This window comes from Alteromonas sp. 14N.309.X.WAT.G.H12 (assembly GCF_036697315.1).
Lineage (GTDB): Bacteria > Pseudomonadota > Gammaproteobacteria > Enterobacterales > Alteromonadaceae > Alteromonas.
Map to the genome: position 1 here is coordinate 44,905 of NZ_JBAHZB010000006.1, position 24,777 is coordinate 69,681.

Consider the following 24,777-nt stretch of genomic DNA (forward strand, 5'->3'; position numbering starts at 1 on the left):
GAAGCGAATGTCTGTTTGGAAAAAATTAGTCACCGCGATAAAAGGCGGCGCAAATGAAGCTGCTCAGGCTGTCGCAGACAGTCAAGCCATTAGAATTTTAGAACAGGAAATACGTGAAGCAAAAGAAGAGTTGCGTAAATCTGATCATGCCCGCACACAAATTCTGGCCAAGTGTAAGCTGTCACAACAAAAAGTTGATAGCTTTAGTGCATCCATTGCTGAATATGAAGCCCATGCGCGCAAAGCCATCGATACTGATCGTCAACTCGCTTTAGATTGTGCCCAGAAGGTCGCTGATTTAAAAGCCGAGCAAGAACAGGAGCAAACTTACCTTGATCAGTTTAAACAGTCAGAAAAGCAGTTAGCTCAGAACATTCAACAAGCCAAAGCGAATCTGCGCAGACTGGAGCAACAAGTTGACATGGTAAAGGCCACCGAAAGTGTGCAAAAAGCACAAGTTGCGGTCTCTTCCCGTCATTTAGGGGCCAACAGCAAAATGAAAACGGCCACCGAATCCTTGACCCGCATTCAGGAAAAGCAAAATCAGCGTAACGCGGAATTACAAGCAGCTGAAGAACTCGCTGCCGATGAATCGAGCAGTGATTTGGAAAAACGCTTAGCTGAGGCCGGCATCGCCGGAGGTAAAAGCTCTGCAGATGACGAACTCAGTCGTATACTGGGTAAGTAAAATAGGTAAAAGGACGCATCTTTGCGTCCTTTCTATTGGACTTGCGGTTAAATTTACTTTAGCGTCGTTTAGATACTCTGACTGAATCAGGACAATACGTCTCACTATGACAACTTGGGTCGTCATCCGTAAATTGATGCTGCGATATTTCTCCGAATCTCGCTGGTATACCATTGTTCTTTTTGCGCTTGCCTATGGTTTTCTGGCGTGGATTTTACTCTATCTGGCGGGCGAGCATGCGTTAACGGACAATATTGATTTTATTTATTGGATGGCCGTGACAGCATCCACCGTCGGTTATGGTGATCTTTCCCCCCAATCTTCGGCTGGAAAACTGATTGTCGCACTTTTCATCATTCCCGTGGGATTAAGTATTTTCGCCATGGTTGTGGGTCGCATCGCCGCCTGGGTAAGTTATCATTGGAAACGAGGGTTATTAGGTATGAAACCTGTACACGTGGAGCAGCATATTTTAGTGATAGGGTGGAACGAAAAGAAAACCTTGTTACTCCTTGATTTACTCTTAAAAGAACGAGATGCCCTAGCGGATAAACCGGCTATCGTATTGTGCGTTAAAGCTGATATACAAAACCCCCTGCCCGATAGAATTGACTTTGTAAAAGTTGACTCCTTTAATCGCGATGAAGATATGGATCGAGCCCATATTGCCAAGGCAAGAACCATCCTCATTGACAATCCGCAGGACGATGTCACCTTAACCACCGCCTTGTATTGCAACAAACGCAATCCGGATGCCCATAAAGTGGCCTATTTTACCGACGACACCTTAGTGGGTTTACTTCAACAGCATTGCCCTAAGGTAGAATGCACGCCTTCTGTAGCCGTCGAAATGCTAGCCAAAGCGGCCTTTGATCCGGGCTCCAGCATCTTGCATCACGATTTAATCAGTGTTGATGAAGGCCAGGCACAATTTTCCAGCGACATTCCACAACGCGTTACTGCCCTGCCGTTTGAGGTGGTATTTACCAACATGAAAAAGCATTACGATGCCATTCTTATTGGTTATGCCCCCAAAGGGATATATCAAAATCTGGTACTTAATCCGGCAAACGCCGAAGAACTGAACGGCACAGACCGCATTTTTTATATTGCAGAACGGCGATTGAATAATATTGATTGGCAAGTATTAGGAGCACGATAAATGTTCAGCAAGTGGTTTGGCAAAAAAAAGACACAAGCCAAAAAACCTCAGGCACCTGAAATTATGGGGCTGTATTTAGGCGGCTCTTTTGAATTAGATGATTTAAAATTAACGCTTATCGAGCCACAACTCACCATTGAAGGCGCAGCGCGCTCCCAGCTCATTCAAGCGGTGGGTAACGCCCCCCTTGATAGCGGCGGCACCTTGCGTCGTTTCTACACTGATGACGACGGTTTTTTACAGGTTGTGCTTGATGGCGGTGACACGGAAAATCACATTACCGATGTCAAATTATGGTATTTTTATGATACCCAAACCATTGGCTCTCAGGACCAGTGGGATAAGGTATTAAACACGGTTATTTCCCAACCAACTTATACCCTTAACGGGCACAAATACCGTCGCGTCTGGAATGCAATAGGTGATGTATCACCGCCTGTGGCGGTTACAGAAACCACCTATGAAGAAGATGGCGATGTAAGTACCACCGATCAGTTTATGATGTTGTACGAACGGACCATTGAAAATGGACGTACAGAGTCGCTATTGGTTGTAGGCGAAGAAAAAATCATAGGCAGCAATGCAGATCGCTGCCTAGTTATTAGTACTGGGTTCGATATTGAACCTGCAGATATCACCATCAACGGTTAAATAGGACATACCATGGACAGTATCATTACCTCACTTTCCGGACTGGATAACTTTGCCGTGTATTTCGGCATTTCTATTCTATTCCTTTTCATATTTAAAATACTGTATGCATTTGTTACCCCCCATGATGAATGGAAACTGGTCAAAGAAGATAAAAATGTAGCTGCCGCAGTGGGTTTTGGTGGCGCCCTCATCGGTTTTGCTATCGCCTTATCTGGCGCGGCATCCAATGCCGTTTCTCTGGTGGATTTTGCCTTGTGGGGCGTCGTTGCCATCATCGCCCAATCGGTGGCCTTTGCACTGCTTCGGTTTACTTTCATGCCTAAAATTGCAGAACGGATCAGTAATAATGAAGTTTCTGCCGGTGTGATGCTTGCCGCCATGTCTGTCGCCGTAGGTCTGCTTAACGCGGCCTGTATGACTTACTGATTTGGAGGGCAAATCATGACCCGCAAACGTAGTAAAACCATTGATCTTCGCAAAATGCGTAAAGCATTCGCATTAAAACCCTTAGCCGTGGGTGTGGCCGCTATTATGGCCAGTGGCTGTGCCGATGACCGCCAGGATGCCAAAATTTACACCTCGGTGGAAGATTGTAAAACAGACTTCCCCGATGCCGTTGAGAAATGTGAAGCCGCCTACGAGACCGCGTTACAGGAATCGGCGCGTACCAGCCCCCGCTTTAATTCTGAACATGATTGCGAATACGAATTTGGCCCCAATCAATGCCAACAAGTATCGAATAACGGTCATAGCTTTTTTATGCCCTTTATGGCCGGGTATATGGTCAGCCGATTGTTAACACCCGGCCCCATCTATTCACAGCCTATTTATACCTCGTATTCACCCTACTCGTCTTTCCGTTCTCGCTGGGTAACCGCGGACGGCCAGGTCTTTAATGGTGATATTAGAAATCGTAAATACAAGGTTAGCCCTTCTGTTTATAAACCTAAACCCACGGTAACCCGCACGGTAAGTCGTGGTGGATTTGGTAGTTCAGTAAGAGCGAAATCCAGTTGGGGAAGCAGCAGTCGTTCTGGCAGTTGGGGCGGTTAGACGGTGTTACGTATTCCGGTTCCGCCACGTGGTGATTGGCAACAGCAAGCCACAGAATTTGGCTTTCACTTTCATACGATGTATGGCGAACCCTACTGGGACGAATCAGCGTACTATCAATTTTCCTTAGCACAAATCGAAAATCACATCGAAGATCCCACGGCCCAATTGCATCAAATGTGCCTTGAAGCCGTGGATCGAATCATCAACGATGAACAATGGCTTCATCGCTTTTGTATTCCCCCTGAGCATTGGGATCTTATTTACCATTCCTGGCAAGAACGAGACCCCAGCTTGTACTCTAGGCTCGACCTGGTTTATGACGGTAAAAACCCGGCCAAGCTACTTGAAAATAACGCAGACACACCAACCTCTTTGTATGAATCCGGCTTTTGGCAATGGCTATGGCTGGAGCAACAAGTAGATAAACTTGTACTTCCCCGGCACAGTGATCAATTTAACTCCTTGCAGGAAAAATTGATTCAGCGATTTGTGGAAATTGGCCAACATTACGCCATTGAACAAATGCATTTTACCTGTTGTAAAGATACTGAAGAAGACAGAGGCACTGTACAATATTTGCAAGATTGCGCCCAAGCGGCGGGACTGCACACCGACTTTATCTATGTAGAAGACATCGGGCTTGGTGATACAGGGGTGTTTACTGATTTACGCAATAACCCCGTCACCGATTGCTTTAAACTTTACCCTTGGGAATTTATGTTAAGGGAATCCTTCGGCAGTGCCTTATATGAAGCCAATACCCACTGGTTAGAACCCCCTTGGAAAGCCCTGTTATCAAACAAGGCCTTACTTCCATTGTTGTGGGAGATGTTTCCCAATCATCCAAATCTACTGCCGGCCTATTTTGCCGATAGCACAACCCATTACAACACCGGGAAGTGGATTAAAAAGCCCATTTTCTCCCGTGAAGGGGCCAATATCTCTATGGTAGAAGATGGTCAGGAAACCCGCCTATCCGATGGCCCTTATGGCGAAGAAGGCTATATTATTCAAGCTTACAACCCGCTCCCTGTTTTTGATAATAATCATACATTAATTGGTAGTTGGCTAGTTGACGACATGCCTGCGGGTATTTCAGTTCGAGAAGATAATGCCGCCATTACCCAGGATTTATCCCGTTATCTTCCCCATATTATTGCCTAGTGGTTATGTCACAAATTAAAAATCAATTAAAATTACTCGCCGTCATCGCCGCGGTGTTAATTATTATCGAGGTCATTAATCTGCTCACCGCAAACAGCTTAAATCAGTTTGGCGTGTTGCCCCGAGCATTACCTTATCTTCCCTATATATTTACCGCCCCTTTTTTACACGCCTCTGCGGGGCACTTGATGACCAACTTGGTGCCGTTATTACTCTTTATATGGCTATCTTTGCAATGGGGAAATAGAACCTTCTGGCTGACCACCCTAACCATTTGTTTGATTGGCGGCATCGGCGTGTGGCTATTTGGTCGCTCGGCCGTCCATATTGGCGCCAGTGGAATGGTCTACGGTTACTTTGGCTTTCTCCTTCTGGCTGGCTTTAGAACACGGCGAGCACCTTATATTATTATATCTGTCCTTGTGGCTATCCTATACGGCGGTATGCTTTTTGGTATTTTACCCACCCGCACTTTTGTATCTTTTGAATACCATTTATTCGGGTTTATTGGTGGCTTAATCGCCGCATGGGCTTGGGTGAAATAAATCCTTCCCGTATACTGACGTTAATAAAAGTTATGCAAGAATACTATGTCGACACAAAGCGAAACTAAGAAACAACAAAATCAGGGCTTTTTCGGAAACCTGGCCTTTAATATAGTCATTCCCGTTGTCATCATGTCCTATACAAGTGGTGATGAATATCTCGGCCCCGCCTGGAGCATTGTGGCCGCCCTTGCCTTCCCGGTGGTATATGGCTTATGGGATCTAAAACAATCAGGAAAGATCAACGGCTTTTCGATTTTGGGCATTGTTAGCGTCATTCTCACCGGTGGGATCAGTTTGCTAAAACTGCCTGCAGAATATATTGCTATCAAAGAAGCCACTATACCGGCATTGATTGGTCTTGCGGTGCTGATTACTCAGTTTAGTAAAAAGCCCTTAGTCAAAATGCTTATTCTTAACGACCAGATCATTAATTGGGATAACCTTAACAAAGCCTTGGATGAAAAAGGCAAACAAGCAGAGTTTAAGAAAAAGATTGCGGTGAGTTCTTATATTGTTGCCAGTTCATTTTTCTTATCATCGGTACTCAATTACCTATTGGCCAAAATGATATTGGTAAGCGAACCTGGCACCACAGCCTACACCGAGGAACTAGGTAGAATGACAATGCTGAGTTATCCGGTGATTGTGATCCCAAGTATGATTTTACTTGTCACCGCCCTTTGGTATTTGTTTTCTCAAATTGGCAAAATTACCGGTGAAGAACTTGATACGTTTTTAAATCAATAAATCCGTGTCCTAAAATTAGCATTAACGCTCTGCTATTTCCGATGGAGCATTGAGAATAACAAAAGGGGCCATAGGCCCCTTTTTTAGTTACTTAAGACTGGCAACGCATTTGTGATTTGAAATCGCAAACATCGTCGGCATCTTTGCTTTCTTCAACGGCGTCTTGCTCCGTTGCATTCCTATTGGCTTTATTGTCTTCAAGGTATTTAAAGAAGGTCTTCGCGATGTCGGTATTATCGATTTGCCCTGCAAAAGCTTCATAACCCGCACCAAAAGCAAACACTTCTACGTCCACACCGGTATGACCACTGGTAGTCCAGCCCGTATTAGTTCGCTTATCTAACAGGGTTTTCAATCCAGCGGTCCGATTTTTACTATCGTCCATAGTGGCAATCGCCGTCACTTGGGCTTTTTCGTCATCGGATAAGGTGAAACCAAACTGGTCTTCAACAAGCCCAATGGGATCTGAACTATCAACAATTCGATGTGCAACCATAGCCACTGAGGCTTTCATTTGTTGAATATATTGAGGCTCCCACACATATTTGCCGTCTGCAGCAATGGACAGGCCCCCTGTGCTATGGTCAGCCGTCAGCACCACCAGGGTATCTGGGTGTGCCGCCACGTATTGCTTTAAATATTTCATCGTGGCAGCCAAATCATCCATTTCCGCCATTGCTGATGCAATGTCATTACTATGACCGGCCCAATCGACTTGACTGGCCTCAACTAACAAGAAAAAGCCATTGTCATTTTCAAGATGTTTTATGGCATTTTTTGTCAGATAAGAAAGGCGGTGATGACGCGTGTCATCCAATGCTGCTGGCAGACCGACAGGCGCAAACAAGCCCAGTACGTTTGAACCAGCGGGCAAGGTAGCCAACTTATTATAGGTATCCACGTATTCATAGCCGTTGTCGATAAACTCTGCCACCAGATCTCTATCTTCCCGCTCAAAGAACTGAGTCCCGCCACCTAACATCACATCAGCGACAAATTTGCCGTTCAGTCTGTCATCAAAATAACTATCAGCAATGGCATCATAGTTTTTTCGGCTTTCATTATGAGCAATATACGCGGCTGGCGTAGCATGGTTTACTTGCGACGTCACCGCCACACCGGTACGCATACCCAGTCTTTTCGCCCGTTGTAATACAGACTCCACAGGTAGTTTGTTGACATCCACACCTATGGCGCCATTGTAGGATTTCACCCCCGTAGCCAGCGCTGTCGCCGCCGCAGCCGAATCGGTCACATAACCGGATACCGGCGCAGGGTACGTTGAGGCATTGCCAACGAAAATGTCGTCAAAAACGACATTCTCCACAGCGGGCGTTGCGGGATCATCAGCAAAATTACGATACGCAGTGGTATAGGCAGGCCCCATACCGTCAGAAACAACCATAATAATATTTTTAGGTTCAGTTATATTGGTTTGTTCTGCAGATCCAACAAGATCCGTTGTGTTCAGTTGCGTACACCCCTGAACCACCAAAATGGCGAATAGTGATAATACATTGTATTTTTTTTGCATTATTTTTTTCCGTGATGAAAAAGAAATCGTAGTGTAAAACACAACGACAACGCCAACAAATCCATTTTCCACAGACATCAAGAAATAACGTCCATTGACAAAAAAGGACACATTTCCCCATCGGCTGTCTTATATCCACGCTAAATTAGCCCGCCCTGAATCATCACTATTTATATGGCGAATACCATTAAGCCACCTTCCATCGGCGGGTCACCCCCCTAATACCCAGTTATTTTTTGTGCCAAAAAGTCAGCACTTGACCTAGGCTCACACCTTCATAAGGCAACTCACGGTGTTTTCTATCACTGTATTTATCAATATATCGGCGACCTTTGTCCTAGCTGCCAGCTTTAAATTCAACGCAAACTCACACGTCATGAAAAACCAGCTGTCAACTTTCATATCAACATTCAATCCACATTCATGCTACTTATGATGAAAATGATAGATATATATTTCTTTTATCAAGCAACTGGCACTAGGATGATTTTGAGCGGTCGATAACGCAGTGCAGCGGAATCGCTAAATTCTATTTTAAAGAGAGATTGGGAGAGACTTGTATGTCGCAATATCAACAAGACATCGATACCATTGCAACGTTAAAAGCGGCGCAAAAAGGCGCTTGGGAAGGCATTAATCCAGAATATGCCGCGCGTATGATGGCGCAGAATCAATTTAAAACTGGATTAGATATCGCCAAGTATACTGCAGGCATTATGCGTCGTGACATGGCTGAATACGATGCTGACAGCGCAAGCTACACACAATCACTTGGTTGCTGGCACGGCTTTGTTGGTCAACAAAAAATGTTGTCCATCAAGAAACACCACGGAACGACTAACAAAAGATACCTCTACTTATCAGGTTGGATGGTCGCAGCCCTTCGTTCTGAATTTGGTCCTCTGCCAGATCAGTCCATGCACGAAAAAACCTCCGTGCCTGCACTCATTGAAGAGCTTTACACCTTTTTACGCCAAGCAGACGCCCGTGAACTCGGTGATTTATTCAAGCAATTAGATGCGGCTAAAGCGAACAACGGTGACGTTGCCGCCATTCAAGCAAAAATCGATAACTTTGAAACCCACGTGGTACCAATCATCGCTGATATCGATGCCGGTTTCGGTAACGAAGAAGCCACTTATCTGCTCGCGAAGAAAATGATTGAAGCCGGTGCTTGCTGTATCCAAATTGAAAACCAGGTTTCAGACGCCAAACAATGTGGTCACCAAGACGGTAAAGTGACGGTGCCTCACGAAGATTTTCTGGCGAAAATCAATGCGGTTCGTTATGCCTTCTTAGAACTGGGTGTTGATGATGGCGTTATTGTTGCTCGTACCGACTCTTTAGGTGCAGGTCTAACGCAAAAGATCCCAGTATCAAAAGAGCCTGGTGATCTGGCTTCACAATACAATGCATTTTTAGAAACCAGCGATGTTAACAGCACCGACGACCTCGACGAAGGCGATGTGGTATTAAAACAAAACGGTAAATTGGTGAAACCGGTTCGTCTGCCAAACGGCCTGTTCAAATTCCGTGACAATACCGGTTTCGACCGTGTGGTACTGGATTGTATCGTATCGTTACAGCGCGGTGCAGACTTACTGTGGATTGAAACAGAAAAGCCCCATGTACAGCAAATTGCCGATATGGTTAATGCGATCCGTAAAGAAGTTCCAGATGCGAAATTGGTATACAACAATTCTCCATCATTCAACTGGACCCTTAACTTCCGTCAACAAGTGTTCGATCAATGGCAAGAAGAAGGTAAAGATCTGTCTGGCTACGACCGTGATAAACTTATGTCTGTGGACTATGACTCATCCGAACTTGCGATTGCTGCTGATGAAAAAATCCAGAACTTCCAACGTGATGCATCACGTGAAGCCGGTATTTTCCATCACCTTATCACCTTGCCGACTTATCATACGGCAGCACTGTCTACCGATGACCTTGCTCAAGGTTACTTCGGCGAAGAAGGCATGCTTGCTTATGTTCGCGGCGTTCAACGTAGAGAACTGCGCGGCGGCTTAGCCTGTGTTAAACACCAAGCGATGGCGGGTTCCGATTTAGGGGATACACATAAAGAGTACTTCTCTGGTGAAGCAGCCCTTAAAGCAGCGGGTGAAGACAACACCATGAACCAGTTCGACGTGTAATCTTTTTTTCATTACGTCATATTGGCTCCTCCGGGAGCCTTTTTTATATTCAGCTTGTTTATCAAAAAACTCACATATAAATTCGTAAATTCTTCATGAATCCTCTGTTAATATAGCATTGAGACTAAAGTATCAGTACTTTAGGTGCCGATTCCCATCAAAATCTGCGACTATTAGTCAATCTGACATGTTGTTCAGCTGTCTTTATAATAGCAAAAGTAAATAATATTAATTTGGAGCATTTAAAACATGAATATTGCCAAAGTGGATCTCAATCTTTTGGTTTATCTCGATGTTTTACTACGGGAAGGAAGTGTCACCCGTGCAGCAAATCAATTGAGCATAACCCAACCGGCAATGAGCAATGGACTTAAACGCTTACGAGACTTGTTTAAAGATCCTTTACTCGTGCGCACCAGCGAAGGGATGACTCCCACCAAGCGAGCGCTGGAATTACAACCGGTAATACGGGATGTACTCAGTAAACTGGAAAGCTCCATTCAGCCTGAAACCGACTTTGATCCTGCCAGCAGTGCGCGAACATTCCGGATCATGACCAGTGATTATGCAGAAAGTACCCTGTTATTAGAGCTAGTGGGACGATTAAGCAGTGTCGCGCCAAATATAACCCTCGATTTAATTACCCCGAGTGACGTTACCTTCCACGACGTAGAGCAAGGTAAAGTAGACATGGCCATCAACCGCTTTGACGAATTACCCTTGTCTTTCCATCAAAAGGTAATCTGGTACGACAGTTTCAGCTGTGTCCTTAGCGCCAGTCATCCCTTGGCTTCCCGTTGGGATCTTGATGCCTATTTAAGTACCCATCATATCTGGGTAAGTAAAACAGGCTTCGGTGTGGGTGTGGGTATTGATCCCAACGAAGTACAAAAGCTGGGTTGGGTGGATGCCGAACTGACGAAAATAGGAAAACAACGGGCCATACGGGTATTTACTCGCCACTATCACGCGGCATTACAAATTGCGAAAACCCAGAACTTAGTCGCCACATTACCCAGCAAGGCGGCGCGATTATTCAAAGATGATCCTAACGTTATTGTTAAAGATCCCCCCTTTGACATCCCGCCTATTGCACTAAAAATGGCATGGAGTGCGTTGCTACACCACGATGCCGGACATATCTGGCTTCGACGTCTCATTGGTGAAGTGGCCGCCGATATAAACAGTGAACAATAATGCAATTGCAATCAACCACCATAAACATTCATATAATTAATGACAATTATAGAAACCATAAATTAAAAATAATGAGCCAACCTCTCTACACTGGACATAGATTGTCAACGCAGAGGTCAATATGAAAGGCTATATACAACATGGACGGCTTCAGGTCGCTGAAGTTCTAGACAGTTTTATTAATACGCAAGCATTGCCAGGCACCCAAGTAGAGCCGGCGGCTTTTTGGCAGGGCTTTGAGGCACTGCTTATCGACCTCACGCCTCAAAACAAGGCTCTGCTGGAAAAGCGGGACAGTTTACAGGCGCAAATCGATAGCTACCATAAAGCAAACCGCAGTGCAGGTGGTGACGAATACTTAAGCTTCCTTCAGGAAATTGGTTATCTTCAACCCCAACCTGAACAGGTTACCGCGACGACCCAAAATGTCGACCCAGAAATTGCAACCATGGCGGGCCCTCAATTGGTTGTGCCAATCAACAATGCCCGCTATGCCCTCAACGCGGCAAATGCTCGCTGGGGAAGCTTGTATGACGCCCTGTATGGCACTGATGTCATCAGCAATGAAGGCGGTGCCGAAGCCGGTAAATCCTATAACCCTGCCAGAGGGGCAAAGGTGATAGCAAAATCCAAAGAATGGTTGGATGTAATGCTGCCCTTGGCAAATGGCTCCCATGCCAACGTGAGCGGATATGAATTGCAAAATTCACAACTCGTCGCACGTTTAGACACCGGTGAGACCACGTCTTTAAAAGCTCCTGAGCAGTACGTGGGATACCAAGGCAGTACGAGCGCCCCCACCTCGTTGTTTTTCTGTCACAACGGCCTACACTTCGAATTACAAATTGATGCCAATGATCCTATCGGTAGTAGTGATCCGGCATGTGTTAAAGATATTGTTTTAGAAGCGGCGCTGACCACAATTATGGATTGCGAAGATTCTGTGGCAGCGGTTGATGCTGAAGATAAAACCCTGGTTTATGCTAACTGGCTTGGCTTAATGAAAGGTGATTTAAGCCTCACCATGGAAAAAAATGGGCGTAAAATCACCCGCGCCATGCAACAAGACAAGCAATTTATTAGTGCAGCGGATCCCGGACAAACCATTACCCTTTCGGGTCGCAGCCTGATGTTTGTCAGAAACGTGGGTCACTTGATGACCAACGATGCCATCTTGTTAGACGGCGAACCTGTGTATGAAGGGATCATGGACGGCGTGATCACCGCCCTTATCGGCAAGCATGATGTGCTTGGTAATGGAAAATATAAAAACTCACAAAAAGGAAGTATTTATATTGTTAAACCCAAAATGCATGGGCCTGAAGAAGTGGCATTTACTGACACCCTGTTCGGACGTATCGAATCTATACTTGGTTTACCTACCGATACACTGAAAATGGGTATTATGGATGAAGAGCGACGTACCAGCATAAACCTTAAAGCTTGCATCGGGGCGGCATCCTCCCGTGTAGCCTTTATCAATACCGGCTTTTTGGACCGTACTGGTGATGAAATACACACCTCCATGTACGCCGGCCCCTTCGCCCCCAAAGGTGATCTCAAAGCCATGCCGTGGATTCAAGCCTACGAAAAAGCCAATGTGGTGACCGGTTTACAGTGTGGTTTAAGTGGTCGAGCGCAAATTGGTAAAGGTATGTGGGCAATCCCTGATCAAATGGCCAACATGATGGAAGCCAAAGTCGGTCATCCGAAATCCGGCGCCAATACCGCATGGGTACCCTCCCCGACGGCAGCCACATTACATAGCTTGCATTACCATGATATCGACGTATTTGGTATCCAGCGCGAGATGGGCAATACACACTATGATGGCACCAAAGAGATCCTGACCATTCCACTTCTTGGGGATACAGCATCCCTCACCGACACGCAAATTCAGCGTGAAGTGGATAACAATGTACAAGGTATCCTTGGCTACGTGGTACGTTGGGTTCATCAGGGTATTGGTTGTTCAAAAGTACCAGATATTAATAATGTGGGTCTAATGGAAGATCGGGCCACATTACGAATTTCATCCCAACATCTGGCGAACTGGCTCGTGCACGGGATTATTTCTGAACAACAAGTCATGCAGTCATTAGAGACCATGGCATCACTGGTAGATAAGCAAAATGAGGGCGACCCGGATTACCTGCCCATGACGCCGAATGTCAGCCAATCATTTGGTTTCCAGGCAGCGAAAGCCTTGATTTTTGAAGGCGTTAGCCAACCTAATGGCTACACTGAGCCGCTACTTCATCAAAAACGCAGAGAGATGAAAGCCGCTATGTAAAATTTCGTAAAGCCACACATTGTGGCTTTACTTTTTTATACCTTTAGTTAAAAAAACAGTCCTAACTCCCCCCTCCAGCCCCTTCCCCCTAATATAATGCGTGTGTATGCTTCGATTAGTGACATCTTGTAACGAGGATGAACTATAGTTTTAGTAGGGCAATCTGCCTGATGATTTTTAATAATGGACACAACACTATCAGCAAGGTGTTCTTCATTTACGTATGCAACAATTTTTGCATGGTTGAGAGGCACAGAGTTGTAATATGATGAAACGCTCAATTTTTGACATTATAAATAGAAAAATTCGCAAGAGCCGAATAGGAAAGTTAGTTTCAGGTTATCAGCAATTGCGGGAAGCCAACTATATCTCTTCCCACTTTAGTACTTATCTTGAACCTGTTCTCGCCATTGACGATGACCTTCGCAGAACCGTCTACGGGATACGGCACAATGTCTATTGTGAAGAATTGGCATTCGAACCGGTGCATCCTGAAGGCTTGGAAAAAGATGAATTTGACGACTATTCTCGTCATTGCTTGATCCGCCACATTAACACTAACCAGATGGCTGGCACAGTCAGAACCGTGCGTCCGTTAATGGATGATCAATTTCTGCCCATTGAAAAATACTGTAGTGATTCCATCACTCGCGATGATCTTCGCCCACAAAATTTTAAACGCCATGAAGTGTGTGAAATATCCCGATTAGCCGTCCCCAAGTACTTCAGACGACGTCGTTCTGATGACTTTGAAGGTTCTGCCATCGGTGCCATCAACCCAGAGACGTATTCCGAAACCGAGTTACGTTGTTTTCCTTTTATTGCAGTAGGGCTTTATTTCGCCGCCGCGGCCTCAGCGCTAGAGTTTGGTGTAAAGCATGCTTATGTCATGATGGAGCCAAGGTTGGCCAGAAGTATGGGATTTGTGGGTATTAAATTTCAGCAAATCGGCCCCGTGGTCGATTATCACGGCAAACGCGCCCCCTACTATATTAACCGGCCACTACTGGAAGGCAGCCTCAAACCTGGATTTGCGTCAATGCTTAAGGAAATACGTCTGTCTCTGCGTCAACAAATACCTCTTATGCCAGAAGAACAGCAAGACTATTTGCAACAATTCTTAAACAAGTAAACGGTTGCATGTTTTTATGCAACCGTTACTGCGGAATTAGACGTTATAGAATGATTTATACCACTCAACAAACTTGCCAATACCAGTTTTAATATCCGTAGTAGGGCGATAACCCGTATCCTTTACCAAGGCTTCCACATCAGCATAGGTATCCGGTACGTCGCCTTGCTGTAATGGTAGCAATTCTTTTTCCGCTTTTTTGCCAAGGGCCTCTTCTAACGTTTCAATGTAGGTCAACAAGTGCACTGGGGTCTGTGCGCCAATATTATAGACCTTAAACGGTGCTTTACTTGAGCCTGGGCTTGGTGCTTGTCCTGTCCATTCCGGGTTGGGTGCGGCGGTATTGTCGAGGGTAGCGATAATACCTTCAACAATATCGTCAATATAGGTGAAATCACGACGGTGATTACCAAAGTTAAACACCTGTATTGGTTTATCATCCAAAATCGCTTTGGTGAATAAAAACAACGCCATATCGGGTCGGCCCCATGGCCCATAAACGGTGAAAAAGCGTAAACCTGTGGTGGGTAAACCGTATAAATGACTATAGGTATGAGCCATTAATTCGTTGGCTTTTTTACTTGCCGCATAGAGTGAAACCGGGTGATCCACATTATCTTCCACAGCAAACGGCATGTTTTCATTGGCCCCGTACACAGAGCTAGATGACGCATAAACCAAGTGTTTAACGCTGTTATGACGGCACCCTTCCAGTACATTCATAAAGCCAACGATATTGGCATCAATATACGCGTGGGGATTTTCCAAAGAGTAACGTACACCAGCCTGCGCCGCCAGATGTACCACCTTATCGAATTTTTCTTCGGCAAACAGGCGCTCCATACCTTCCCTGTCCTCCACGGCCATTTTCACAAAAGAAAATTTATCCGATGAAGGCAACGCTTTAATTCTGTCTAAGCGAGCGAGTTTTAGTGAAACATCATAGTAGTCATTTAAGTTGTCGATACCGACAACCTCATCACCCCGATCTAACAGATACATGGACACATGAGAGCCGATGAACCCTGCTGCACCAGTAACTAATACTTTCATTTCATTGCTTCCTTATAAACGAATATCCACGCTCGTCTTATCAAACATGTATTTAAGATCAAAAATGAGACTTTCCGATTTACACAGTGCTTTTAATTGTGCGGGCGTCCAAGCTTTAAATTCACGGTGTGATACGGCACCTATCACCGCATCGTAATGATTTAATGTTGGCTCATCAATTAATTGCAAGCCATACTCTTCTTCGACTTCCTCAGCGCTGGCCCAGGGATCATAGATATGAAGATTTACATTGTATTCTTTTAGTTCATGGGCAATATCCACCACTTTTGTATTGCGGATATCTGGACAATTCTCTTTAAATGTAATGCCCAGTAATAGGATATTGGCACCATTGACCATAATTTGCTTTTTAAGCATGGCCTTTACTAAGCGCGAGACCACGTATTCGCCCATGCGGTCATTAATACGACGGCCTGCCAGTATGACATCAGGATGATGTCCCAACTCTTCGGCTTTATGAGTTAAATAATAGGGGTCAACGCCGATACAGTGGCCGCCAACAAGACCGGGGCGAAACGGTAAGAAATTCCACTTACTCCCCGCCGCTTCCAGCACTTCTTCGGTATCAATACCGGCCCGTTCGAAAATCATGGCCAGTTCGTTGATGAGGGCTATATTCAAGTCTCGCTGGGTATTTTCAATAACCTTTGCCGCCTCAGCCACCTTGATGGAACTGGCTTTGTGCGTCCCCACATCAATAATGTCGTTGTATAGCGCATCAACGTGTTCAGCGACGGCCGGCGTACTTCCCGATGTCACTTTAACAATGCTTTCTAAGCGGTGGGTTTTATCACCGGGATTGATCCGCTCTGGGCTATAACCGGCAAAAAAATCGCGATTAAAAGTAAGGCCCGACACCCGTTCTATAATAGGAATACAGTATTCTTCTGTGGCCCCCGGATAAACCGTAGATTCATAAATAACCGTTGTCCCTTTGGTGATAATCGAGCCAATCATCTCACTGGCTTTACGTAAGGGCGTCATATCCGGTTGCTTATTTTTATCGATGGGTGTGGGGACAGTGACGATAATAACATCACAGCTACTCAATGCCGATTTATCATCGGTAAAGGTTAAATGATTTGTGGATTTCAGTTCTTCCTCTGAAACTTCAAGGGTATGGTCCTGACCGGTCTTCAATTCATTGACACGCTGGGTGTTAATATCAAACCCAACGGTGGGACGTTTTTTACCAAAAGCCACCGCTAGGGGTAAGCCAACGTAACCTAACCCTACAACGGCTATTTTTTTGAACTCAACTGTCATAATTTTCGGTGCTTCCTAAACCAATTTTTAAAATGTTGTCATATTTTTAGCGCCTTGAAAACGCAAATATCACCCCATGGTGACACTCTGTGTATCAGAAAAGTCCGTGTTTTTCAGCCAGTGCATATATATGTTCCACTGGAATGGCATACGTTATGCCACTAGGCGTACTTATGGCTGACTCTTTTGTTTCCTTCACAAAGACCTTATTGACGACGCTAAAAACCTCTCCAGAATCCGCTAAATAAACGGGGCTACCGCTATTGCCCGGATAGGCGGTGATATCCAATTGATAAACCATAAACGGGTGCTTAATACTTTCTAAAAATAATTCTGATAACTGCTGGCTATTTGCCGCGGAAATAATATTAGGTGAGTAAGCAGCGACAATTCCCTTGTGCGTGGCAGGGAAAAGCCCCAGTACAGCACCAATAGGAAAACCTGTCAAAGCGATATCTTCACCATCGGCGATCTGACGATCTCTTGGCGCTAATTTAAGCGGGGGTAATGGCTTATCAATTTCTAAAATTGCAATATCATGTTTTTCATCGGTATATACCTGCTTAACCCTGATGATGGAATATTTTTTCCCCTTCGGCACAAACACCACCTGGTTATATTTAATATTCTCATCAACACGGGGGACCGCATTTACCACATGGCTATTGGTCACCACATAGTGACCATCCCCCACCACAAACCCAGTTCCCTTTAGTTGATGACTCACTGTGGCAAGGGGCGCGTAAAAACCCACACCCACAATGGATGGCTTTATCTTGACGACAACGTCAGTTAAAGCGGCCGCATTGAGTATCTGGCTTACGCATAGCAGGTAGAGCATCAGACCTAGTCGTTTCATCGAAACAATCCTTTTCCTTGATTTGAATTATTTTCCAATTCTATTTTACATGTCATCATATTAGCTTAATCTATTAAATGAGATAATATGATCAGTCCGCAGGATAACCGAGTAACGTATGGAATTTAACTATGATGTGGCGTTTTCCAGAAATATAGGCTGGGTAACCCATCAAGAACAGCACCTTTTACGGAACAAGCGCGTAGCTATAGCCGGTTGCGGCGGTGTAGGTGGGCTTCATAGTTTAACCCTGGCGCGGTTAGGTGTCGGAAAACTTAACATATCAGATTTCGACCAGTTCGATATCCACAACATCAATCGGCAATCCGGCGCCTTTGTTTCCACTAAAGATCAGGATAAAATCCATGTTATGGGGAGAATGCTCATGGATATCAACCCTGAACTCGATATAGGTACTTTCCCCCAAGGCATTGATGAAAGTAATGTGGATGCTTTTTTAGAAGATGTGGATTTATACGTAGACAGCCTCGACTTTTTCGCCTTAAAAGCAAGAAAACTGGTATTTAGTCGTTGTTATGAAAAAGGGATCCCCGTCATAACTGCCGCGCCGTTAGGCATGGGCGCCGCCCTGCTCTGCTTTAAGCCGGGCAAAATGACTTACGAAGAATACTTTCGCTTTGATGATAAGCAAACAGAAGAAGAACAGCTTATTCAGTTTCTTATTGGCCTGTCACCGGCCATGTTACAACGGGATTACCTCGCAGACCCAAGTGCGGTGGATTTTCAACAGCAAAAAGGCCCATCAACGGCCATGGCCGTGAATCTGTGTGCTGGTTTAGCGGAAACCTATGCCCTTAAAATTTTACTTGATCGCGGTGACGTGCTTTACGCCCCCTATGGTCTTCATTTTGATGCCTATAAAAACAAAATGCGTAAAACTTGGTGCCCTTTGGGGAACCGCGGACTGCTACAGCGATTGAAGTTTAATATTGCCCGCCGCATAGTGCTCAAAAAGTAACCAAGCTGACTGTCAGGTTATTTTACAAACAATTATTACAATTGAATTGCCACCCGGAATATCGCTTTAAAAACAACATCTTACAAAGTTGGCATCATACATGCTAATACTTCTGCGAGGCCTAACAGCCGAACTAATACGAATATGGAGATGGTTATGAAATTCAATACAGTTGTAAAATCCCTCGCATTAACTGCTGGTTTGGCGGCGTCTTTCTCAAGCTCTGCAGAATTTTTAGATTTTTCTATCGATGAGTCTGCTTACGGCGGCGGCATCGTTACTGGTGACAAATTTAACGGTTCTTACTTTGAAGAATTGGTATTCGACGGCTCAGGCGGCTTTACTACAGGCGCATTTGCCAGCCTAACTTCTTTGGTTTCTGAAGAAGCAACCGTTCCTGTTGCAAGCTCTGTAATGGGTTTAGACTTAGGTGGCATCGGCTATAACCTTTATGCAGTATTAACTGCTTCTGGTACAGCTAACGCAACTGAGACTGAATTCACTGCAACAACAGCGACTTTCAGCATTTACATTGACCCTAGTCACGATACTACTTCTGACGATGTGTTAGCTGGTACAGTAACTGACATCAGCGGAGACGACATCCTTCTTGGTTCTGCAAGCACTGTTGTTAATGCTTACGGACAATATGAAAACGGTACTGGTAACTTCAACTTTGACTTTACTGATTTCGTGTTAACTACAGATGGTGAATCTTTCTTCGTTGACCCTATCCCGTTCTACTCAATTGTTACAGTAAACGGTGACTTCGATACTTTAGGCACTCTACCTGATGTTAGCGGTGACTTATCAGCGGTATTCACAGTTAAGGTTCCTGAACCTTCAACTGTTGCAGTTTTAGCGTTAGGCTTAGTAGGCTTAGGCATGACTGGACGTCGTAAAAACAAATAGTTTTTAACTACATTTTAGAAAGGCGACTGAGGTCGCCTTTTTTTATGTCTGCAATTTAAGAACTCATCATAAGGTTTCATACTTTTAATTTGGTAAGATAAGGCTTAAAGTAACCCGACTACTAAATTTGGAAGTGTTGCATTTAAATGGATAGAAAAAATATGAACAAAGTTCTCACCGCCGTTATTTCCGTCTGTATTCTTGCCGGATGTACACCAAAAACGGTTGAAGAGAGGATGTCCGCAGCAGAAGCAGCGCTCGCCAACAAGAATTATAAAAATGCGATTATTCAACTAAAGGCAGCGGTTCAGCAGTCGCCCACCGATACACGCCCAAGAATTGAGCTGGCCCAAATCTATTTTGATATCGGTGATATGGCTAGCGCAGTAACCACCTTTGACAAGGTACTTACTCAACGCGGCGATATAAACGATTTTGCCGAGCCCTACTTTCTTGCCATGTATTCCATGGCTGATTTAGATGTTTTTCAAGCCACCTTTGAAGAATTTGACTCCCAACTCAAAGGTGAACAACGTGCCGCGGTAGAGATTATCGCCGCCGTCATTGCCGCACGCTCCAAATCCGCAGAATTGGCAAACAAGTATATTGATGATGCAAAAAAATCTGCCAGCCCGGCGACACAGCAACGGGTGGAAGATTTTAAGTTCATTATTGATAATTTCCTGCTTAACAATAATCTCGCACAAAAAGATGCGCTTTATGCACTAACACAGAAATACCCTAACGACTGGTTAACCCGTTCATTAACTGCGGAAATACAACAAGCCATTGGGGATTACGATCTGGCGGCGGAAAACTATCAAGCTCTGCTGGCATTAAAACCCTATTTCGCCCAATTAAACCTCAAAATAGCGGAAGTCCGGTTATTAGCGCGGGAATATGACATAGCGGAACCCTATATCGATAAAATTCTTACCCTTGCCCCTGAGCATCCCCTTGCCAATCAGCAAAAAGCTATTGTAGCCCTTGCGAAAAAGGATTTTGAGTCGGCCGCTCGACATATCGATATCTCGTTAAATAAAAATCTGGTGACACCTTCTTCCATCTATATTGCAGGTATTGCTCACTTTCAAATTGGGAACTATGAGCAAGCCCTTTCGTATTTGGAAAAGATCGTTGACCATTTGCCGCCCAATCATCCGGGCTTACAAATGTATATTGCCGCAAAACTTACTGCCGGAGATTCAATCTCTGCATACGATTTATATGAAAAGTATCCTTCATTAATTTCCAGCAATAACCGTTTAGCCACAAAAGCGGCTTCTGCATTACTGTTTGCGGGGGAAACCAATCGTGCGGCCGAAATTCTGCAAAATGTAAATCAACAGAACTTCTATACCCCAGAAGAAAGACAGCAGTTAGGCTTACTCAAATTGTCGGTAGGCGACGACTCGGGCTTATCACTTATTCAGTCGTCATCAGAGAAAATTGTTGAAGAGGCAGCCTCCGGCGACAGTTATAAGTCAAAACTGTTACTTATCGGCATTAAGACATCGAATGCTGAAATAGATGAAGCTCGAGAAATTATTAATGAGTGGATAGCATCGGCACCGGACGATGTAGAAAACTACCTCATTTCCGCTGAATTTGAAAAATTTGTCGGAAATTATGAGCCCTTAACGGACATCTACAGCACGATTAAGCGTATTGATCCGGCAAACGTAGAAGCGGCCAAATATTTTGCTGAAACAGCCATGGGGGAAGATAACTTTGAAGAAGCCGTTAGTGCCTATGTCACTATCCTGCGCAAAGCCCCCAATGATGAAACCGCACTCACCGGTGCTTTTGTTGCCGCCAATATGAGCCAAAATCCCGCTGAAGCCAAAGAAAAAATTCACCAGGCGTTAGAGACTAGCGGCAAAATAGCGAAGTATACTAGGCTGTATGTGGCATACCTTGAAAACGATTATCGTGAGGTGATTTCTCTCTCTCGTGCAAACATTTTCGATTATACCGAGCGTCCTAAAGTGAACTTTATTTTAGCTCGCTCTTATATGGCCCTAAAGCAACCCCTCGCGGCGGTTGAAGTATTACGACGTTCGATAAATTCCGGCTATGCCTCGGTTCAAATTTATGAAGCCTATATAGAGGCGACCATGATGTCCGATGGCGATAAAAAGGCCCTACGGACACTAAAAACCGCCCCGACCAGTATCCTTGCCAAACCACGTATTCAATTATTGAAAGCGCACCTTTTAGTGAATTTAAAGCAGTACGATGATGCGTTGAAAATCATGCATAACCTTCCCCCCACTTACGCTAACAGCCAAAGCGGAAAAGAAATACTTGGTAGGGCTGCATCAGGAAAAAGTGACTACAAAAGTGCGATCCCCACCCTACGTGAAGCATATGAAACGTCAAAAACCCCTCGTTCAGCTCAGCTGTTATATAAAGCGTTAGCGGCCGAAGGTAATGTTGAGGAAGGTCTGGCGGTACTTGAAGAAACCGCGGCACTCAGTCCTGGGTATGACGAAGCCGACTTATACTATGTCAGCGAGCTGGCAAAGGTAGATAAGCAAAAAGCCATTAGTATTTACCAAGATCTCCTCGCAGCACATCCGCGCAATTGGCAGGCAATGAATAATATAGCCTGGTTGCTACTGCAAACCAATCAACTTGATGACGCCAATCGTTGGATCATGAAAGCCTTGAGTCTACAGCCCAGTAGCCAAGCCTTGTTAGATACAAAAAGCCAAATTGAAAATGCGCTAAAATCTCCTCAATAGTCGTACTAATAGGCACCAAGTTAAAAAAGAAAATATGGACAGTACAGGAATCGAACAGGGTATGAAGCCATCCTTGCTATGGATCAAAGCGGATGAACTGTATCCGTTAAACAGTGGCGGTAAAATCCGCACTTACAATATGATGGTGCAACTTAAGGCGCACTATGAGATTACCTATTTTACGTTAAAAGCGCCTAACAGCGCCCCTACGCCAAACATTCAGTCATATTCCGATCATCAGGTTTTTGCCCCTTGGCAGGATAACAAAGATAACAAGTTGGCCCTGTTAACCGATGTGGCTAAGAATGTTGTGAGCTCTTCTCTGCCTTATGTGATTGACAAATATACCACACAGACCATTACAGATACCCTTAGCGCCCTATTAGCTAAGCAGCATTTTGATATTGTGGTATGTGACTTTTTGTCACTGTCAGTAAATTTAACACGCTTACCCAAAAAGCCGGAAACCACCTATGTGCTTTTTCAACATAACGTCGAAAGCTATATTTGGGAAAGGCATTGCAAAAATGCGGGTAACGCCGTCAGCAAAGTGTTTTATAAGAACCAGTGGCAACGGTTTAAACGCTTTGAACAACACACCTGTCAGTGGTTTGATGGCGTAATAGCGGTAAGTGACTTCGATAAAGAGGTTTTTACCAATGAGTTTGGACTAACGAATGTTTTAGGCCATGTAGAGACCGGTGTTGATCTCGACTTTTTCGCTGAAATACCTCGCCAGCCAAAGCCCTTCTCTTTAGTGTTTTTAGGCTCTATGGACTGGATGCCCAATATTGATGGCATCGAGGATTTTATCAAACACTGTTATCCCCTTATAAAGCAAGGTGTACCCGAGGTGACCCTGACGATACTTGGGCGCAATCCACCAGATAAAATCCTCCAACTAGGTGACGTTGACAGCAGTATCACCGTTACCGGTACCGTAGATGATGTAAGACCATACCTAGCGGCGGCCAGCGCATCCATTGTGCCGTTGCGCATAGGTGGTGGCACCCGTATTAAAATATTTGAAACCATGGCCGCAGGCCTACCGGTTATATCAACCAGCATTGGCGCAGAAGGATTGCCTATTACTCATGATGAAAACATTATGATTGCAGACGACCATGATGCCTTTGCAAAGGCGACGATCTCACTACTAAAGAACGATGAAAAAGCATCACAAATCGCCATAAATGGTTATACACTGGTCAAAGAAAATTATAGCTGGAAAACAGTTACTCAAGACTTTGTTGACATGCTCAACACGGCAAGGAATAAGTAGGATTTCACATGAATATCAGCATTTTTGGATTAGGATACGTTGGGGCTGTCTCAGCCGGTTGTTTGGCAAACGATGGTCATACTGTCATAGGTGTTGATCCCACCGAAGCAAAAGTGGCACTTATCAATGAAGGCAAAACCCCAATCATCGAAAAAGACATTGGTGAAATCATTTCGCAAAGTGTGAAGGCGGGGCGACTCAAAGCAACCACAAACTGTGAGGAAGCCGTATTAGCCAGTGATATTTCCATTGTGTGCGTGGGTACGCCCAGTCAGCTAAATGGCAGCTTGGATCTCAAGTTTGTACGACGTGTCTGCGAAGAAATCGGTATGGTGATAAGGGACAAAGATACCCGTCATATTGTGGTTATTCGTTCCACCATGTTACCGGGCACCATGGCCGATATCGTACAGCCAACCTTAGAACAAGCTTCAGGCAAACAAGCCGGTCAAGGATTTGGGTTGTGTATTAACCCTGAGTTTTTGCGTGAAAGTACCGCCGTATTTGACTTTTATAACCCACCTAAGACGGTGGTGGGTGCATCTGACGAGCAAACCCTAACACAGGTAATGAGTCTATATAGCGAACTTCCAGGACCCAAAATCGGCACCGATCTGGCCACCGCCGAAATGGTAAAATACACCGATAACGTGTGGCACGCCGTCAAGGTGGCCTTTGCTAACGAAATCGGCAATATAGCCAAACAAGTTGATGTAGACAGCCACAAGGTGATGGATATCTTCTGCCAGGATACCAAATTAAATATTTCTCCTTATTACATGAAACCGGGCTTTGCTTTTGGCGGCTCCTGTTTGCCTAAGGACGTCCGTGCTCTGGTATATAAAGCCGGTGCTCTAGATATCAATACCCCCTTGCTATCTGCCATTTTGCCTTCGAATAAACAGCAAATAGAAAACGGGATAAATCTGGTTACCGCGAAAGGTAAACGTAAAATCGGTATTCTTGGGTTTAGCTTTAAGGCCGGAACTGATGATCTTAGAGAAAGCCCGATTGTAGAACTTATCGAACGCCTGTTAGGTAAAGGTTACGATTTAAAATTGTATGATCGAAACGTCAACCTTGCCGCTATCGTCGGTGCCAACAAAGATTACATCCTGAATCAAATTCCCCATATCTCCAAACTAATGGTTGATGATGCAGCAACGGTGATTGATGAAAGCGAAGTGATCGTTATTGGCAATGGTGACGAACAGTTCCGTGATCTGGTAACAGATATCCCACCGGGCAAGCATGTGATTGATCTGGTGCGCATTAATGATGATGCATTAGGACAAGAAGGGTATGAGGGAATTTGCTGGTAGTTACC

The 24,777-nt window shown here is 44.8% G+C and carries 21 protein-coding genes; 17 read left to right on the forward strand and 4 right to left on the reverse strand.

What is annotated here, in order from left to right:
* Positions 1–7 precede the first annotated feature (7 nt).
* The 8 genes from V5298_RS04365 (at position 8) to V5298_RS04400 (ending at position 6,019) form a co-directional block, all read left to right on the forward strand.
* The gene (locus V5298_RS04365) at positions 8–688 is read left to right on the forward strand and encodes a PspA/IM30 family protein (RefSeq protein ID WP_332930252.1); all 681 of its coding nucleotides are present in this window, start codon (positions 8–10) and stop codon (positions 686–688) included.
* Positions 689–794: 106 nt separating this feature from the next.
* Positions 795–1,850, forward strand: coding sequence for a potassium channel family protein (locus V5298_RS04370; protein ID WP_332930253.1), 1,056 nt, complete (start codon positions 795–797; stop codon positions 1,848–1,850).
* Positions 1,851–2,501: a YjfK family protein gene (locus tag V5298_RS04375; RefSeq protein ID WP_332930254.1), complete on the forward strand. Its 651-nt coding sequence runs from the start codon at positions 1,851–1,853 to the stop codon at positions 2,499–2,501.
* 12 nt (positions 2,502–2,513) lie between these two features.
* Entirely contained in the window at positions 2,514–2,930 is a 417-nt protein-coding gene (locus V5298_RS04380) for a DUF350 domain-containing protein (RefSeq protein ID WP_332930255.1), read from the forward strand.
* 15 nt (positions 2,931–2,945) lie between these two features.
* Positions 2,946–3,557, forward strand: a complete 612-nt coding sequence (locus V5298_RS04385; protein WP_332930256.1) for a DUF1190 family protein — start codon at positions 2,946–2,948, stop codon at positions 3,555–3,557.
* Between the two features lie 3 nt (positions 3,558–3,560).
* Entirely contained in the window at positions 3,561–4,724 is a 1,164-nt protein-coding gene (locus tag V5298_RS04390) for a glutathionylspermidine synthase family protein (protein ID WP_332930257.1), read from the forward strand.
* A gap of 5 nt (positions 4,725–4,729) precedes the next feature.
* The gene (locus V5298_RS04395) at positions 4,730–5,269 is read left to right on the forward strand and encodes a rhomboid family intramembrane serine protease (protein WP_332930258.1); all 540 of its coding nucleotides are present in this window, start codon (positions 4,730–4,732) and stop codon (positions 5,267–5,269) included.
* Between the two features lie 45 nt (positions 5,270–5,314).
* Positions 5,315–6,019 (forward strand): VC0807 family protein, encoded by a 705-nt coding sequence (locus V5298_RS04400; protein WP_332930259.1) that lies wholly within the window; start codon positions 5,315–5,317, stop codon positions 6,017–6,019.
* A 91-nt stretch (positions 6,020–6,110) separates the two neighbouring features.
* Here V5298_RS04400 and V5298_RS04405 read toward each other — a convergent pair whose 3' ends face one another.
* The gene (locus tag V5298_RS04405) at positions 6,111–7,553 is read right to left on the reverse strand and encodes an alkaline phosphatase (protein WP_332930260.1); all 1,443 of its coding nucleotides are present in this window, start codon (positions 7,551–7,553) and stop codon (positions 6,111–6,113) included.
* A gap of 560 nt (positions 7,554–8,113) precedes the next feature.
* On the opposite strand from V5298_RS04405, the gene V5298_RS04410 reads away from it, so the two are divergent.
* The 4 genes from V5298_RS04410 (at position 8,114) to V5298_RS04425 (ending at position 14,331) form a co-directional block, all read left to right on the forward strand.
* Positions 8,114–9,709 (forward strand): isocitrate lyase, encoded by a 1,596-nt coding sequence (locus V5298_RS04410; RefSeq protein ID WP_332930261.1) that lies wholly within the window; start codon positions 8,114–8,116, stop codon positions 9,707–9,709.
* Between the two features lie 249 nt (positions 9,710–9,958).
* Positions 9,959–10,906, forward strand: coding sequence for a LysR family transcriptional regulator (locus V5298_RS04415; RefSeq protein WP_332930262.1), 948 nt, complete (start codon positions 9,959–9,961; stop codon positions 10,904–10,906).
* 121 nt (positions 10,907–11,027) lie between these two features.
* A complete protein-coding gene (locus tag V5298_RS04420; RefSeq protein WP_332930263.1) occupies positions 11,028–13,199 on the forward strand; it encodes a malate synthase G in 2,172 nt (723 codons plus the stop codon).
* A 265-nt stretch (positions 13,200–13,464) separates the two neighbouring features.
* Positions 13,465–14,331, forward strand: a complete 867-nt coding sequence (locus V5298_RS04425) for a PEP-CTERM/exosortase system-associated acyltransferase (protein WP_416351143.1) — start codon at positions 13,465–13,467, stop codon at positions 14,329–14,331.
* A gap of 36 nt (positions 14,332–14,367) precedes the next feature.
* On the opposite strand, the gene V5298_RS04430 is transcribed toward V5298_RS04425, so the two are convergent.
* The 3 genes from V5298_RS04430 to V5298_RS04440 all read right to left on the reverse strand — a co-directional run bounded on the left by V5298_RS04430 (position 14,368) and on the right by V5298_RS04440 (position 17,530).
* Positions 14,368–15,384 carry an NAD-dependent epimerase gene (locus V5298_RS04430; protein ID WP_332930264.1) on the reverse strand — a complete coding sequence of 339 codons (1,017 nt, stop codon included), beginning with the start codon at positions 15,382–15,384 and terminating at the stop codon, positions 14,368–14,370.
* A 12-nt stretch (positions 15,385–15,396) separates the two neighbouring features.
* Positions 15,397–16,671, reverse strand: a complete 1,275-nt coding sequence (gene tviB, locus V5298_RS04435) for a Vi polysaccharide biosynthesis UDP-N-acetylglucosamine C-6 dehydrogenase TviB (RefSeq protein ID WP_332930265.1) — start codon at positions 16,669–16,671, stop codon at positions 15,397–15,399.
* A gap of 94 nt (positions 16,672–16,765) precedes the next feature.
* A complete protein-coding gene (locus V5298_RS04440) occupies positions 16,766–17,530 on the reverse strand; it encodes a serine protease (RefSeq protein WP_332930266.1) in 765 nt (254 codons plus the stop codon).
* Between the two features lie 118 nt (positions 17,531–17,648).
* On the opposite strand from V5298_RS04440, the gene V5298_RS04445 reads away from it, so the two are divergent.
* From V5298_RS04445 to V5298_RS04465, 5 genes are all read left to right on the forward strand, one after another.
* Positions 17,649–18,509: a ThiF family adenylyltransferase gene (locus tag V5298_RS04445; protein ID WP_332930267.1), complete on the forward strand. Its 861-nt coding sequence runs from the start codon at positions 17,649–17,651 to the stop codon at positions 18,507–18,509.
* 156 nt (positions 18,510–18,665) lie between these two features.
* Positions 18,666–19,421 carry a flocculation-associated PEP-CTERM protein PepA gene (pepA, locus tag V5298_RS04450; protein WP_332930268.1) on the forward strand — a complete coding sequence of 252 codons (756 nt, stop codon included), beginning with the start codon at positions 18,666–18,668 and terminating at the stop codon, positions 19,419–19,421.
* 161 nt (positions 19,422–19,582) lie between these two features.
* Positions 19,583–22,168 carry an XrtA/PEP-CTERM system TPR-repeat protein PrsT gene (prsT, locus tag V5298_RS04455; protein ID WP_332930269.1) on the forward strand — a complete coding sequence of 862 codons (2,586 nt, stop codon included), beginning with the start codon at positions 19,583–19,585 and terminating at the stop codon, positions 22,166–22,168.
* Positions 22,169–22,202: 34 nt separating this feature from the next.
* Entirely contained in the window at positions 22,203–23,450 is a 1,248-nt protein-coding gene (locus V5298_RS04460) for a glycosyltransferase family 4 protein (protein ID WP_332930270.1), read from the forward strand.
* An 8-nt stretch (positions 23,451–23,458) separates the two neighbouring features.
* Positions 23,459–24,772, forward strand: a complete 1,314-nt coding sequence (locus V5298_RS04465; RefSeq protein ID WP_332930271.1) for a UDP-glucose/GDP-mannose dehydrogenase family protein — start codon at positions 23,459–23,461, stop codon at positions 24,770–24,772.
* Positions 24,773–24,777 lie beyond the last annotated feature (5 nt).

Excerpts from the sequence above, each read along its gene's own strand:
- V5298_RS04365 (WP_332930252.1), top strand. The coding sequence starts at position 8 with ATGTCTGTTTGGAAAAAATTAGTCACCGCGATAAAAGGCGGCGCAAAT.
- V5298_RS04370 (WP_332930253.1), top strand. The coding sequence starts at position 795 with ATGACAACTTGGGTCGTCATCCGTAAATTGATGCTGCGATATTTCTCC.
- V5298_RS04375 (WP_332930254.1), top strand. The coding sequence starts at position 1,851 with ATGTTCAGCAAGTGGTTTGGCAAAAAAAAGACACAAGCCAAAAAACCT.
- V5298_RS04380 (WP_332930255.1), top strand. The coding sequence starts at position 2,514 with ATGGACAGTATCATTACCTCACTTTCCGGACTGGATAACTTTGCCGTG.
- V5298_RS04385 (WP_332930256.1), top strand. The coding sequence starts at position 2,946 with ATGACCCGCAAACGTAGTAAAACCATTGATCTTCGCAAAATGCGTAAA.
- V5298_RS04395 (WP_332930258.1), top strand. The coding sequence starts at position 4,730 with ATGTCACAAATTAAAAATCAATTAAAATTACTCGCCGTCATCGCCGCG.
- V5298_RS04400 (WP_332930259.1), top strand. The coding sequence starts at position 5,315 with ATGTCGACACAAAGCGAAACTAAGAAACAACAAAATCAGGGCTTTTTC.
- V5298_RS04405 (WP_332930260.1), bottom strand. The coding sequence starts at position 7,553 with ATGCAAAAAAAATACAATGTATTATCACTATTCGCCATTTTGGTGGTT.
- V5298_RS04410 (WP_332930261.1), top strand. The coding sequence starts at position 8,114 with ATGTCGCAATATCAACAAGACATCGATACCATTGCAACGTTAAAAGCG.
- V5298_RS04415 (WP_332930262.1), top strand. The coding sequence starts at position 9,959 with ATGAATATTGCCAAAGTGGATCTCAATCTTTTGGTTTATCTCGATGTT.
- V5298_RS04420 (WP_332930263.1), top strand. The coding sequence starts at position 11,028 with ATGAAAGGCTATATACAACATGGACGGCTTCAGGTCGCTGAAGTTCTA.
- V5298_RS04425 (WP_416351143.1), top strand. The coding sequence starts at position 13,465 with ATGATGAAACGCTCAATTTTTGACATTATAAATAGAAAAATTCGCAAG.
- V5298_RS04430 (WP_332930264.1), bottom strand. The coding sequence starts at position 15,384 with ATGAAAGTATTAGTTACTGGTGCAGCAGGGTTCATCGGCTCTCATGTG.
- tviB (WP_332930265.1), bottom strand. The coding sequence starts at position 16,671 with ATGACAGTTGAGTTCAAAAAAATAGCCGTTGTAGGGTTAGGTTACGTT.
- V5298_RS04440 (WP_332930266.1), bottom strand. The coding sequence starts at position 17,530 with ATGAAACGACTAGGTCTGATGCTCTACCTGCTATGCGTAAGCCAGATA.
- V5298_RS04445 (WP_332930267.1), top strand. The coding sequence starts at position 17,649 with ATGGAATTTAACTATGATGTGGCGTTTTCCAGAAATATAGGCTGGGTA.
- pepA (WP_332930268.1), top strand. The coding sequence starts at position 18,666 with ATGAAATTCAATACAGTTGTAAAATCCCTCGCATTAACTGCTGGTTTG.
- prsT (WP_332930269.1), top strand. The coding sequence starts at position 19,583 with ATGAACAAAGTTCTCACCGCCGTTATTTCCGTCTGTATTCTTGCCGGA.
- V5298_RS04460 (WP_332930270.1), top strand. The coding sequence starts at position 22,203 with ATGGACAGTACAGGAATCGAACAGGGTATGAAGCCATCCTTGCTATGG.
- V5298_RS04465 (WP_332930271.1), top strand. The coding sequence starts at position 23,459 with ATGAATATCAGCATTTTTGGATTAGGATACGTTGGGGCTGTCTCAGCC.